At 74.2% G+C, this 12,700-nt stretch carries 13 protein-coding genes; 5 read left to right on the top strand and 8 right to left on the bottom strand.

Annotated features, from left to right (window positions below):
- The first annotated feature begins 9 nt into the window (after positions 1-9).
- The gene (locus ACT3SP_RS00825) at positions 10-783 is read left to right on the top strand and encodes a TetR/AcrR family transcriptional regulator (RefSeq protein ID WP_444585333.1); all 774 of its coding nucleotides are present in this window, start codon (positions 10-12) and stop codon (positions 781-783) included.
- Positions 784-804: 21 nt separating this feature from the next.
- Here ACT3SP_RS00825 and ACT3SP_RS00820 read toward each other — a convergent pair whose 3' ends face one another.
- From ACT3SP_RS00820 to ACT3SP_RS00810, 3 genes are all read right to left on the bottom strand, one after another.
- The gene (locus tag ACT3SP_RS00820) at positions 805-1,581 is read right to left on the bottom strand and encodes an SDR family oxidoreductase (protein ID WP_444585332.1); all 777 of its coding nucleotides are present in this window, start codon (positions 1,579-1,581) and stop codon (positions 805-807) included.
- Positions 1,582-1,683: 102 nt separating this feature from the next.
- Complete coding sequence (locus ACT3SP_RS00815; protein ID WP_444585331.1) at positions 1,684-2,265, bottom strand: cysteine hydrolase family protein; 582 nt, start codon at positions 2,263-2,265, stop codon at positions 1,684-1,686.
- A gap of 23 nt (positions 2,266-2,288) precedes the next feature.
- Positions 2,289-3,371: a DMT family transporter gene (locus tag ACT3SP_RS00810; RefSeq protein WP_444585330.1), complete on the bottom strand. Its 1,083-nt coding sequence runs from the start codon at positions 3,369-3,371 to the stop codon at positions 2,289-2,291.
- A gap of 81 nt (positions 3,372-3,452) precedes the next feature.
- On the opposite strand from ACT3SP_RS00810, the gene ACT3SP_RS00805 reads away from it, so the two are divergent.
- Complete coding sequence (locus ACT3SP_RS00805; RefSeq protein ID WP_444585329.1) at positions 3,453-4,370, top strand: LysR family transcriptional regulator; 918 nt, start codon at positions 3,453-3,455, stop codon at positions 4,368-4,370.
- 35 nt (positions 4,371-4,405) lie between these two features.
- Here ACT3SP_RS00805 and ACT3SP_RS00800 read toward each other — a convergent pair whose 3' ends face one another.
- Positions 4,406-5,893 carry a purine-cytosine permease family protein gene (locus ACT3SP_RS00800; protein ID WP_444585328.1) on the bottom strand — a complete coding sequence of 496 codons (1,488 nt, stop codon included), beginning with the start codon at positions 5,891-5,893 and terminating at the stop codon, positions 4,406-4,408.
- A gap of 164 nt (positions 5,894-6,057) precedes the next feature.
- Between ACT3SP_RS00800 and ACT3SP_RS00795 the strand changes: the two genes are divergently transcribed.
- Positions 6,058-7,125, top strand: coding sequence for an FUSC family protein (locus tag ACT3SP_RS00795; protein ID WP_444585327.1), 1,068 nt, complete (start codon positions 6,058-6,060; stop codon positions 7,123-7,125).
- A gap of 261 nt (positions 7,126-7,386) precedes the next feature.
- A complete protein-coding gene (locus ACT3SP_RS00790) occupies positions 7,387-8,214 on the top strand; it encodes a methyltransferase domain-containing protein (protein ID WP_444585326.1) in 828 nt (275 codons plus the stop codon).
- Between the two features lie 36 nt (positions 8,215-8,250).
- On the opposite strand, the gene ACT3SP_RS00785 is transcribed toward ACT3SP_RS00790, so the two are convergent.
- Positions 8,251-9,114 carry an EamA family transporter gene (locus ACT3SP_RS00785; RefSeq protein ID WP_444585325.1) on the bottom strand — a complete coding sequence of 288 codons (864 nt, stop codon included), beginning with the start codon at positions 9,112-9,114 and terminating at the stop codon, positions 8,251-8,253.
- Between the two features lie 134 nt (positions 9,115-9,248).
- On the opposite strand from ACT3SP_RS00785, the gene ACT3SP_RS00780 reads away from it, so the two are divergent.
- Positions 9,249-9,665, top strand: coding sequence for a hypothetical protein (locus tag ACT3SP_RS00780; protein ID WP_444585324.1), 417 nt, complete (start codon positions 9,249-9,251; stop codon positions 9,663-9,665).
- 33 nt (positions 9,666-9,698) lie between these two features.
- On the opposite strand, the gene ACT3SP_RS00775 is transcribed toward ACT3SP_RS00780, so the two are convergent.
- The 3 genes from ACT3SP_RS00775 to ACT3SP_RS00765 form a co-directional block, all read right to left on the bottom strand.
- A complete protein-coding gene (locus ACT3SP_RS00775) occupies positions 9,699-10,988 on the bottom strand; it encodes an RNA polymerase sigma factor (protein ID WP_444585323.1) in 1,290 nt (429 codons plus the stop codon).
- 74 nt (positions 10,989-11,062) lie between these two features.
- Positions 11,063-11,413 (bottom strand): YciI family protein, encoded by a 351-nt coding sequence (locus ACT3SP_RS00770; RefSeq protein WP_444585322.1) that lies wholly within the window; start codon positions 11,411-11,413, stop codon positions 11,063-11,065.
- 128 nt (positions 11,414-11,541) lie between these two features.
- The gene (locus ACT3SP_RS00765; protein WP_444585321.1) at positions 11,542-12,510 is read right to left on the bottom strand and encodes a hypothetical protein; all 969 of its coding nucleotides are present in this window, start codon (positions 12,508-12,510) and stop codon (positions 11,542-11,544) included.
- Between the last annotated feature and the right edge of the window lie 190 nt (positions 12,511-12,700).

Below are 12,700 nucleotides of genomic sequence, written 5' to 3'. Positions count from 1 at the left end.
GGTGTGCACATGGACGCCACGACGAGCTCATCGGGGGACGCCGCCGACGGACCGGCGCGCGTGCTGCGCCTGCTCTGGCGCCGCCACCTCGGCGAACCCCGCGGCCGCCGAGGGCCGCGCCAGAAGGTCAGCACCGATGCGATCGTCGAGGCGGCGATCTCCCTCGCCGACGCCGAAGGGCTCGCCGCGGTCTCCGTGCGCAGGGTCGCCCAGGCCGTGGGCCTGTCCCCGATGTCGCTGTACACCTACGTCCCCGACCGCGACGCGCTGATCGGGCTGATGGTCGACGAGACCGTCTCCCGCACCCCGCTGCCCCGGTGGCAGGGTCCCCCGCGCGAGCGGCTGCGGACTCTCTCCGAGATGCTGTGGGACGAGTACCACCGTCACCCGTGGCTGCTGGACGCGGAGAGCCATCGCCCCTGGATCGGCCCGGGCGTCTCCGACCGCTACGAGGCGGAGCTGCGGGCGGTCGAGGGATGCGGGCTCGAGGACATCGCCATGGACCACACCATCAGCCTGATCGAGACCCATGCGGCCGCGGCCTCCCGCCGGCATCTCGAGTCGCTGCGGGCCGTCGAGGAGAGCGGCCGGAGCGATCTCGAGTGGTGGGAGCAGAACGGACCGGTGCTCGCGGAGGTCATGCCGCCGGACGCCTACCCGGTCTCCGGCCGTGTGGGCACCGCCGTGGGGACGACGTACCAGGCCGTGGCCGACCTGCGTGCGGGCTACGAGTTCGGACTCGAGGTCATCCTGGACGGGATCGAGGCCCGGCTGCCGCGCTGAGCGCGAGCCTCCCTCGGGCCCTCACAGCGCCGGGGTCGCGAAGCCTCCGTTGGACAGCAGCAGCTGGCCGCGGATCCACGCCCCGCGCTCGGAGACGAGGAAGCGCACCAGGTCCGCGACGGTCTGCGGGCCGCCGAGCTCGCCGCCCGGGGTCTGCTCGGCCACGGCCCCTCGGATCCCGTCGTCCATCCAGCCGGTGTCGATCGGGCCTGGGTTGATGGCGTTGGTGCGGATCCCGCGGTCGGCGAGCTCGTGGGTGCCGGCCAGCACCAGGCGATCCAGCGCCCCCTTGGTCGCGCCGTAGGGGAGGTTGTGGGCGGTGTGGTCACTGGTCAGCGCGATCACCGCGCCGCCGGGGGTGCGGGGCCCACGCGCGACCTGCTCGGCGAAGCCCTTCAGCAGCAGCCAGGAGGCCCGCACGTTGACCGCGTAGTGGCGGTCGAAGCTCTCCACCGTGGTGTCCAGGATCGCGGAGTCCACGGACTCGCAGTGGCACATCACCAGCGCTCCGAGCGGTCCGAGCGCCCCGCGCGCCGCGGTGACGACCTGCGGCGGGACGGCCGGATCGGAGAGATCGCCCGGCAGCAGCTCGACGCGACGGCCCGTGCCGCGCAGCTCCTCGGCGAGCAGCTCGACGTCGGAGTCCTCCTTCAGCACCCGCCGGTCGTAGGGGGCGTGGAAGGACAGCGCCAGGTCGTAGCCGTCCTCGGCGAGGCCGCGGGCGATAGCCGCGCCGATCCCGCGACGGCGGCCCACGCCGGTGAGCAGGGCGGTGCGGGGAAGGGGCGTGGAGGTCATGGGGCGACGATAGGGCCCCGGTGGCATCGTGGCCAGCCGTTTTCCTGCCCGTCTCCCCTGCCCGTCTCCCCCTGGCCGGCCCGGCCGGCCCGGCCGGCCCCCTCAGGACGCGAGGACCTCCTCGGTCGTGCGCAGCTCGACCTGGGGAGGGAACAGGCTCATGGTGTGCAGGGCCGCCGCGGCGTTCTCCGCGCTCGAGGCCGCGACCGCGTCGGTGACCACGGTGACGCGCGCCCCCGCGTCGGCGGCGGCGAGCACCGTGGTGATCACGCAGCAGTCCGTCGAGACGCCCGTGACCAGCAGGTGCGGGGCGGGGCCGACGATCCCGGCCAGCTGGGGACCCCATTTGCCGAAGGTCGGCTCGTCCACGGTGGGGTGGGCGGAGAGTCCCTGCACCGCGTCGACGGTCGCGTACAGCGGATCGGTCGCGGGCACGTCCGCGAAGGGCCAGGCGGCGAAGTACTCGCCCCACGCGGTGCTGCGGTCCGCCGTCGGCAGCCAGCGCGTGACCACGGTGCGCTCGGGACCGACGTGCGCGGCGAGGTCCGCGATGCGCTCCATCGCCGCCGGGAAGGACGGGGAGGCCCACTGCGAGGCGGGGTCGGCGAAGATCCGCTGCGGATCGATGACGACGAGCCACGCGGCGGTGGCGGGGCGGGCCGGGGCGGGGGAGACGAGGTCCATGGCGGCACTGTACGAGAGGGCGTTCAGGGGGTCGAGGGCGCCCGTCCCCCCTCGCGGGCGGGCGCGGAGGCGCCCGCAGGTGCAGGATCGGGGACGGCCCCCGGCTCGCCGCCCTCGTGCGGGGTGCGCGGGCCCCGCAGGGCGGCCAGGACGTTCGGGGCGACCGCGAAGGCGGCGCCGGCCAGGCACAGCACCCCGCCGACGGCCGCGAGCGGCGGAGGCACCTCGCCCAGCAGCAGCCAGGCCAGCGCCACCGTCACCCCGGGGACGATGAGCGAGGAGGAGCTCAGCACCCCGGCCGGCGTGCGGGTCAGCGCGTAGCCCCACAGCAGGAACGCGAGGGCCGTGGGCAGGACGCCCATGTAGACCACGCCCGCCACGGAGCCCGCCGAGGCCGAGGCCAGCTCCCCCAGCAGGGTGGGCGCGAAGGGCAGGCAGGCGAGGAAGCCGGCGACGATGCCGATGACCGTCATCGAGGTCGAGTCGATGTGCGCCAGCAGCGGTTTCTGGGCCAGCACGCTGCCCGCGTAGAGCAGCGCGGCGAGCAGCCCCAGCAGCACTCCGACCCCGGAGACGTGACCGCTCGAGGTGGCGACGGTGATCAGCACGATCCCGCCGAAGGCGACCAGCACCCCCGCCAGCAGCCGCATCGACAGCCCCTCCCCGAGGAGCAGGCCCGAGGCGACGGCGACGATCAGCGGTGCGACGTTGACCAGCATCGCGGCGGTCGCGGCGTCGATCAGCTGCTCCGAGGCGTTGAGCACGATCGAGTACACGGCGAACCAGGTGATGCCCCATGCGAGCACGGCGAGCCACGTCCTGCGCGTGCGCGGCGCCCGCACCCGCTTCGCGAGCAGCAGCGGGACCAGGGCGAGGGAGGCCGACCCGATCCGCAGCAGCGACATCGCCCCCGGGGAGAAGTCGGAGCCGCCGGCCCGGATCACGATGAACGACGAGGCCCACATGACCATCACGGCGAGAGCCGCCACCCAGGGCAGGGCCGGATGGCTCGCCCGCAGCGGCGGGACGGGAGCGGTCCGGCGGGCGCGGCGGGGCCGGCGAGCGGACCGGACGGTGCCGGGGGCGGAGGTCGGAGCGGTGCGCATGGGGCCATGGTGCTCCGCGACGCTGTTCTGTCCAAGCCCGTCGGCATGGACAGCTGTGCGCCGCGGACGTACGGTCGGGAGATGCGAGATCTGAGGCAGCTGCAGTGCTTCCGCTCCACCGCACTGGTCGGCAGCGTGCGCGGCGGCGCCGGACGGCTCGGGACGGCGCCCTCCGCGGTCAGCCAGCAGATCCGCTCCCTCGAGGCCGACCTCGGCCTCGAGCTCTTCTCCCGCGACGGCCGACGGCTCTCCCTCACCGCCGTCGGCCGGGAGCTGCTGGTGGAGGTCGAGGGGGTGTTCGAGGCCCTCGGCGAGCTCGAGGACCGTGCCGCCGAGCTGCGCGAGAAGCGGTCCGAGCGGCTGGTCATCGGCTACTTCTCGAGCGCCGGTGCGCGCTGGATCGCCGATCTCGTGGCCTACCTGGAGTTCACCCATCCGGGCCTCTCGGTGCGACTCGAGCTGACCGACGGCGGCCTCGTCGAGGACGGTCAGGACCTGCAGCTGCTGGTCACCGGGGACGAGGAGCTGGGGACCCCGGTCGGCATGGGATCCGAGCAGCTGCTGGTGGACCCCTACGTCGCGGCGGTGCCGCGCGGGCACGCCCTCGCAGCCCGTGAGGCGGTCTCGCTCGCGGAGCTGGCCGTGCTGCCGTGGATCGACAACGACGACCTCGCCTCCTCGGACGGCCGCTGCCGCCAGATCTTCGTCGACGGATGCCGGACCGCCGGCGTCGACCTCGCCTTCCGGCACCAGGCGCACGACCATCGCACGGCGCTGGAGATGGTCGACCGAGGTCTCGGGGCCACCGTGCTGCCGCGGCTGGGGCTCAGCGGTGTCGGGGCGAGCACCGTCGTGCTGCCCGTGATCGATCCGCCGCTGGCCCGGCGGATCCACCTCGCCTGGCACCGGGTGACGCCGCACGGCGCGGTGATCGAGGACGCCCGGCGGGCCCTGCGGGACCTCGTCGACCAGGAGCGGGCGGACCCGAGCCCGCGGTGAGCCGGCACGGAGCCGCGCCCGGCGCCGCGCTCGGGTCAGGAGGCCCGGGCCCTGCCGCCCCGCTCCTGCTCGCGGATCCTCCCGCGACGCGCGAACCAGGCCACCGCGAAGGAGAGCACCAGCGCGACGAAGACGCCCAGGTTCGCGTAGGCCCAGTCGCCCTCCTTGCCGCCGACGACCCCCAGCAGGTAGCCCTGCCAGTTGTTCCACGGCGCGGCCTCGGCGAACTGGTTGACGACCAGGCCCCAGCCGATCGCCGAGGCCACCGCCATGGTGCCGATCGAGGTCCGGTCCCAGGCGCCGTAGCGGCCGCGGGCGTCGAAGAGGGCCGCCTCGTCGTAGTCCGCGCGGCGGGTGAGGATGTCGGCGATGAGGATGCCCGCCCAGGAGGCGAGGGGCACGCCGAGGGTGATCAGGAAGCTCTGGAAGGGACCGAGGAAGTCGGTCGCGAAGAAGACCACCCAGATGGTGCCGATGGTGAGGATGAGGCCGTCGATCGCCGCGGCGGTCGGGCGCGGGATCCGGATCCCGAGGCTCAGCAGCGTGAGCCCGGAGGAGTAGATGCCGAGCACCGCGCCGGAGACCAGCGCGAGGACGGCAGTGAGGAGGAAGGGCACCAGCACCCAGATCGGCAGCAGCGTGGCCAGGGCCCCGATCGGGTCGTCGGCGACGGCATCGGCCAGGTTCTCGTCGGAGCCCGCGAGCAGGGTGCCGAAGACCACCAGGATCACGGGGGCGAGCGAGCCGCCGATCGTGTTCCAGGCGACGATCGCGCCGTCGGACGCGGTGCGCGCCTGGTAGCGGGACCAGTCCGCGGCGATGTTGATCCAGCCCAGCCCGAATCCGGTCATCACCATGACCAGGGCGCCGATGACCTGCCCGATGCTCCCGTCGGGCCGGGCCAGCACGGTCGCGAGGTCGATGTGGGGGATGGTCAGCACGACGTAGAGGATCGTGACGGCGCCCGTGAGCCAGGTCAGCACGGACTGGAGCTTCATGATCGTGTGGTAGCCCAGCACCGAGGCCGCCACGATGAGCGCTGCGACGATGACGGTCGCGATCACCTTCAGCGCCACGTTCTGCCCGTCGCCGCCCAGCTGGGTGATCACGGTCGCGGTGGCCAGCACCGCCATGATCGCCAGGAAGGTCTCCCAGCCGATCGACGTCAGCCACGAGACGACGCCCGGCACCTTCTGCCCGTGCACGCCGAACGCCGCCCGGGAGAGCACCATCGTGGGGGCCGAGCCGCGCTTGCCGGCGATCGCGATCAGGCCGCACAGCAGGAACGAGACGACGATGCCGATGGTGGAGACCAGCACCGCCTGCCAGAAGGAGATGCCGAAGCCCAGCACCCACGAGCCGTAGCTCATGCCGAACACGGAGACGTTCGCGGCGAACCAGGGCCAGAAGAGGTCGCGGGGCGTCGCGGTCCGCTCGGACTCGGCGATGATCTCGATGCCGGCGGTCTCGATGACGCGGCCGCCGACGAGCGGGGCGGCGGTGCCGGGGGCGGGAGAGGTCATGTCTGCTCCGGTCGGGAGAGGGTCCGGTGAGGACCGGACGACGACGAAGGTGTGGCTGAGGTGCAGTGTCCCACGAGTGCCGCGGAGCAGGGGGCGATGCGGCCTGCCGACGGGACTACAGTGGATCGGCGCCTCTCGTGCGCACCACCCTCGGAAGGAGTCGCGTGCCCTCGGCATCGTCACGGATCAGGGACACCGCCCGGCGCACGCTGAGCCTCGCCCCCGGCCGGGTGGACCACATCCCTGCCTTCCGCATCGCGGTGGGCCTGGCGATACCGATGGCCGTGCTGCTGCTGACGGATCGCGCGGAGTGGGCGATGTACGTCGGCTTCGGCGCGTTCACCGGCATCTACTCGAGGTACGAGCCCACCGGCATGAGGTTCCGCCGTCAGTGCCTCGCCGGGGGGATCCTCACCGCGTGCGTGACCCTCGGGGCGGTCCTCGCCCAGGTCGGGGAGTCGATGCCCCCGGTCGCGGAGTCGTGGCTCGCCCTGGTGGTCGGCGCCGTGGTCGCGGGCGCGGCGGCGACCGTGGTGCTGGTGACGGGCCTGAAGCCCGGCGGCGCGATCTTCCCCCTGTTCGCGGTCGCGGCCGTCGGCGCCGCCCCTCCCGCCGCCCCGATCGGGGCCGCCTTCCTCGTCGCCGGATCCTGCGCGGCCCTGTGCGTGCTGCTGGGCCTGCTGGGCCACTGGGCGGGCGAGAGGCACCCCGGCGCCGACGTCCGGGCCGCGCGGGAGCAGTTCACCCGCGGCCGGCTCGGCACCGAGTTCGCCCGCTTCGCGATCGCGGCCCTGGCCGCCGGGGTGCTGGGGCTGCTCTCCGGCCTGCCGTTCCCGTACTGGGCGCAGATCGCGGCGATCGCCCCGCTCGCCGCCCCCGGGCGCACGCTCCAGGTGGAGCGCGGCCTGCATCGCGCCCTCGGCACCACGCTGGGCATCGTCACCACCGCCTTCCTGCTCTCCTTCCCCGCCGAGGCCTGGCAGCTGGTGGTGTGGGTGGTCGTGCTCCAGTTCGTCGCGGAGCTGTACGTCCTGCGCAACTACGCCTTCGCGCTGCTGTTCATCACCCCGCTGGCGCTGCTGATGGTGCAGCTCGCCCATCCGCAGCCCACCGGTCCCCTGCTGGCGGCGCGCGTGCTCGAGACGCTGATCGGCTCGGCCGTCGGCATCGCGGTGGTGGTCGTCGGCGCGCTGTGGGGCCGACGCGGCGACCGACGGGCACGCACCTCCTGAGAGGAGGTCGCGGCCGCGGGGGGCGGCGTCGGCGGGCCGGAGTGCGAGTCCTTCTGCCGGCGTCCGTCAGCCGGCGTCTGTCTGCCTGCTGCCGGTCGCGGACGGCCCTCGAGGAAGCCCCTCAGCCGTCGGACCGGTGCGGGTCCTCGGACGGTGCGCCTCCCCGCTGAGACCCGGTGCCGCCGGGATTCCGTGCGCGTCGCGGGTCCAGCACCCGGGCGTCCTCCGGGCCCGTGCACGGCGCGGCGTACCGTCGGCCGTATGCCTGGCGCACCTCGCCCCGACCGGGGCCGCCCCGCCTACACCCACGGCTACGGCGCCGCGGTGCTGGGCAGCCACCGCGAGCGCACCGCCGAGAACTCCGCCGCCCACCTGCTGCCGCACCTGCGGCCGGGGATGCGCCTGCTGGACGTGGGCAGCGGGGCCGGGACCATCACCGCGGATCTCGCCCGCCTCGTCGGACCCCGGCACGTGGTCGCCCTCGAGGTGGGTCACGAGGCCGCCGAGCTCACCCGGGCCGAGCTCGCCCGGCAGGGGCTCGAGGAGGTCGAGGTCATGGTGGGTGACGCCCAGGCGCTCCCCGTCCCCGACGGCGCCTTCGACGTGGTCCACGCCCACCAGGTCCTCCAGCACCTCCCCGGGCCGGTCGCGGCGCTCTCGGAGTTCCGGCGGGTCGCCCGCCCCGGCGGGATCGTCGCGGTCCGCGACAGCGACTACGAGGGCTTCCGCTGGTGGCCGGAGCTGCCGGGCCTGGACCGCTGGCTGCAGCTCTACCTGCGGGCGGCCCGCGCCAACGGCGGGACCCCCGATGCCGGCAGGCGCCTGCTGGCCTGGGCCCACGAGGCCGGTCTCGAGGACGTCACCCTGAGCACCTCGACCCAGCTGTACGCGACGGCGGAGGGCCGCGCGAGCTGGGCGGCGACCTGGACGGGCCGGCTCACCACAGGCCCCTTCGCGGAGCAGGTCGAGCGCGAGGGGTGGGCCGATGCCGCCTCGCGGGAGGAGATGGCCCGGGCGTTCCGTGACTGGGCGGCGCATCCCGACTCCTGCTTCACCCTGCTGCACCTCGAGGTCCTCGCGCGACGCTGACCCGCGCCCCCGGTCCGGTCCCTCGAGGTCGCGCCGTCACCGCGCGATGAGCACGATCCCCGCCAGCACGATCCCGGCGCCCAGCAGCCGCCGCCCCGGGGAGGGCTCCTTGAACAGCCGCCACGCCAGCAGGGAGCCCACCACGATGCTGGACTCCCGGGCGGGAGCCACCAGCGAGACGGGGGCGGTGCGCATCGCCTCCAGCACCAGGATGTACGCGAGCGGGGAGAGCACGGCGACCGCCGTGATCTCGCGCCAGCGGCTGCGCAGCACCGGGGCCACGCTCGCGCGATGACGGCGCAGCAGCGTGGGCGTCATGAGCACCACCTGCCACAGGCAGCTGCTGACGAAGTAGGCGATCGGCGGCAGGCCGAGGGTGGTGACGCTGATGCTGTCCCACAGCGTGTAGGCGGCGATGGCCACGCCCGTCGCCGCTCCCCAGGTCACCCCGGCCCGCACCCCGTGTCGGCCTGCGGCGGAGCGGCCGGTCGCGACCACCACGATCCCGCCGATCACCACCAGTGCGCCGACGGCCGCCACCCAGCCCGGGCGCTCCCCGAGCAGCAGGATCGCGACCGCCATGCTGAGCACGGGACCGACGCCCCGCGCGACGGGGTAGACCACGCCGAGGTCCGCCCGCGCATAGCCGGTCTGGAGGGCGAGCTGGTACCCGATGTGGAGCACGCCGGAGAGCGACGAGGCGAGCACCAGCGCGGGGGAGAGGCCCTGCCCGGCGGCGAGGAGGGCGAGGACCGCGAGCGGCGCCCAGAGCACCACGGAGGCCACGTCGTAGCACCACACGAAGGTGTAGCCGTCGGTGCCGACCCGCTTCGCCGCGAGGTTCCACAGGGCATGGCAGAGAGCGGCCACGAGCACCAGGGCCAGGGCGAAGGTGCTCATCGTCGACCCGCCGACGCAGAACGCATCGCCCCAGTCTGCCGCGTCGGGAGCCGGGGCGGAGAGACGGGGCTCGACAAGGCCGCCACCCCCGAGTATCGTTGAAAACGCAATCATCTTCGTCCGGAAGGACCCCCATGGCCCTCAGCACCGCCGTCCTCCGCGCCGTCCCCGGCGCGTTCATCCTCAACTCCGGCATCGGCAAGCTCGGCCTGCCCGCCGAGGCGGCCGAGTCCCTCCAGGGCATGGCCGCCCAGGGGGTGCCGCCGCTCGGCAAGCTCACCCCCGAGCAGTTCGGGAAGTTCCTCAGCTACGGCGAGATCGCCGTGGGCGCCGCCCTGCTGCTGCCCTTCGTGCCCACGAGGGTCGCCGGCCTCGGCCTGGCCGCGTTCTCCGGCTCGATGGTCTCGATGTACCTGCGCACTCCCGGGATGACCGAGGCCGACGGCGTGCGCCCCACGCAGGACGGCACGGCCGTCGCCAAGGACACCTGGCTCCTCGCGATCGCGGCGGCGCTGCTGCTCTCGGGCGGGAAGAGGTCCGCCGACGCCTGACCCCCGGCCCGCGGGCATCCCGCTCCGGCGCAGTCAGCCCCGCTCGCGGGCGCGCTCCAGCCGGCGCTCGAGGAAGCGGCGCTCGGCGCTGTTGTCCGCGAGGTCGATCGCGCGGCGCCAGGCCGCGACGGCCGCCTCGCCCTGCCCCTGCTCCTCGTGGAACAGCGCGAGCGCGGCGTGGTACGGGTGATGCCGGTCCAGCATCGGCTCGTCCGCGAGCGCGAGCAGCGCGTCGAGACCGTCCTGCGGTCTGCGCGCCCGCCCCACGGCGATGGCGCGGTTCATGCGCACCACCGGATCCTCGCCGTGGCCCAGCAGCATCGAGTAGAGCGCGACGATCTGCTCCCAGTCGGTGGCCTCGAAGCTCCCGGCCTCGGCGTGCACCGCGGCGATCGCGGCGCGGATGGTGAACGCGCCCGCGGCGGGGCTTCCCGCGGCGGCCTCCACCAGCGCGATCCCCTCCCGGAGCTGCTCGGGCGTCCAGAGCGCACGGTCCTGGTCCTCGAGGGGGATCGGGGTGCCGTCGGGCTCCTGGCGGGCGGGGGAGCGGGCATCGGTGAGCAGCAGCAGGGAGAGCAGCCCCTGCACCTCGGTGGCCGAGGGCAGCAGGCGGTGCAGGATGCGGGCCAGGCGGATCGCCTCGGCCGTGAGCTCCTGCCGGATCGGGGCGTCGCCGCTGGTCGCCGCGTAGCCCTCGGTGAAGACCAGCGAGATCGCGGTGAGCACCAGCGGCAGGCGGCGCTCCCGTTCGACGGGGTCGGCGGGCACCGTCAGGGGGATCCGGTTCGCCGCGATCCGCTTCTTGGCCCGCGTGATCCGCGCCTGGAGCGTCGGCACCGGCACCAGCAGGGCCTGCGCGACCTCCGCAGTGCTCAGCGAGCCCACGAACCGCAGCATGAGGGCGATCCGGTCGGAGGGCGAGATCGCCGGATGGCAGCAGCCCATGAGCATGGCCAGGCGCTCGTCGGGAAGATCGCCGAGGGCCAGGGCGGCCGCATCGGCCGCCGGGGCGACCGCGGGTCCCTGCCTCACGTGGAGCTCGGCGAGCCGCCTCGCCGACGTGGCGTCCCGTCGCACCCGATCCAGCGCGGAGCGGGTCGCCACCGTGGTCAGCCAGGCGAGCGGGCTGCGAGGCACGCCCGTGTCGGGCCAGTCGCGCAGCGCGGCCTCCATCGCCTCCTGGGCGGCGTCCTCGGCGAGGTCCAGGTCCCCGAAGCGGCGCACGAGGGTCGCCAGCAGACGGCTGCGCTCCTCCCGGTGCACCCGGGCGAGCACGTCGTCCGCCGACGGTCTCCCGTCCGCCGCGTCGGGGTCGATGTCCATCGTGGCTCCGTCGCTCTGGACTCTGTCGCTCTGGACTCTGTCGCTCTGGGCTCCGTCGGCCGGGCGTCGACCGGTCAGAGCTCGAGCATCGGGCGGATCTCGACCCGCCCGCCGATCGCGCCGGGGCACTTCGCCGCCCAGGCCAGCGCCTCGTCGAGGGTGTCCACCTCGATCACGATGGTGCCGCCGACGAACTCCCTGCTCTCGGCGTAGGGGCCCGCGGTGATCACCGGCTCCGCCTCGCGCGAGGCCCTGGTCAGGCTCGTTCCCTCCTCCGGGTCGGTGAGGCCGAAGCCCCCGGCGAGCACCCCGGCCTCCTCGAGCTCCGCGTCGAACGCGATGAACTCCTCGACGCCCGGGCCCTCCTCGGTCTCGCCGCAGCGATCGTCGGCCAGATTCCCCATCAGCAGCAGGACGTACTTCATGGTCACTCCTCAGGTGGTGCGGTGCCCGGGCCGAGCGGCCCGGACACCACTATGACGAACGACGCCTCCCCGGATCGACACCTCGTGCGGATCCGTCGGACGTCGGGCCGTCGCCCGGTCCTCGGAGCTCACGCCACCTGCAGGCTCTCGATCATCGCCTCGAGGTCGGCGACCTGCTGGTCGTGGCCGAGAGCGGCGCCGCCGTGGAAGACCGCCGGCCCCTCGGGCGCATCCACCACGATCACCACCAGCCGCCAGGCGTCGGTGGTGTGGAACAGCGCGGTCTCGTCCAGCTGCGCGTCGGCGCCGACGACCCGGGCCGGGTGGCCGTCGACCGTGGTGGCCTCCTCGCGGTACTCCATGAGCTCGACGGGGTCGCCGTAGATCTCCTGGGCGTCGTCGCGGCTGAGCGAGCACTGGAAGATCGCCCGCGCGGTCTCCTGCGCTCCCGGGTAGCCGCCCTCGTCCTCGGGGAAGTCCACCGCGCCGACCCCGATGACCGAGTACCAGCCGTTCTCGACCGGCTGGTGGGCGAAGCCCTGGTCCACCGTGTACGCCGAGGAGCCGCTCCAGTCCCCGCCCACGTCCCAGCCGTCGGCCGGGGTGAACTCGAGGCCGCCCCCGCGCACCACCCCTTGGGCCTGCTCGCTCTCGCCCACGTCGTCGTGGGTGGTGCACTCGACGGTCGGCTGCTCCGCGAGGGTGATCTCCCCGTCGCCCGCCTCGTCCGTCTGCTCCTCGGAGGGGACGTACTCGGAAGGACGCGTCCGCTCGGGGTCCTCCTCGACCGCGGACGGCTCCTGCCCGGTGGGGTCCTCGGGAGCTCCGCGGAACACGGTCTGGGAGAGCACGAGCGCCACGATCGCGAGCACCACGGCCAGGCATCCGGCGGTGCCCAGCACGACCGCGAGCAGCGGCCCCCTGCCCCCGCGGCCGGGATCGCCGTGGTCACGGTCCCGGGGCGGGCGACCGCCGTGCCCGTCGCCGGCCCCTCCGGCCGTACCGTAGCCGCCGATGCCCTGCGTGCCGTCGGGATCGGCGGCGCGGCCGGAGAAGTCGGGCAGCTGCGGCGCCTGGCCACCGGAGCGGTCGTCCATGGTCCTCCCCTCGGCGCGCGACCCTCCCGCGGCGCCGTAGAACAGCCTAGCGTCCGGTCCTCGCGGCGTGCCGCCGGCCCGATGGGTGCAGGCCGGGCGCGCTGCGATGAGACCACGATCACTGCCCACCCAGTGGAATAAAGCAACGTTCAGGTGGCGAAATCAGGTGAAGTGAGGCTAGCCTCAGTGC

It is taken from the genome of Brachybacterium sp. AOP43-C2-M15 (assembly GCF_052446295.1).
GTDB lineage: Bacteria > Actinomycetota > Actinomycetes > Actinomycetales > Dermabacteraceae > Brachybacterium.
This window is presented reverse-complemented; position numbering and strand designations above follow the sequence as displayed.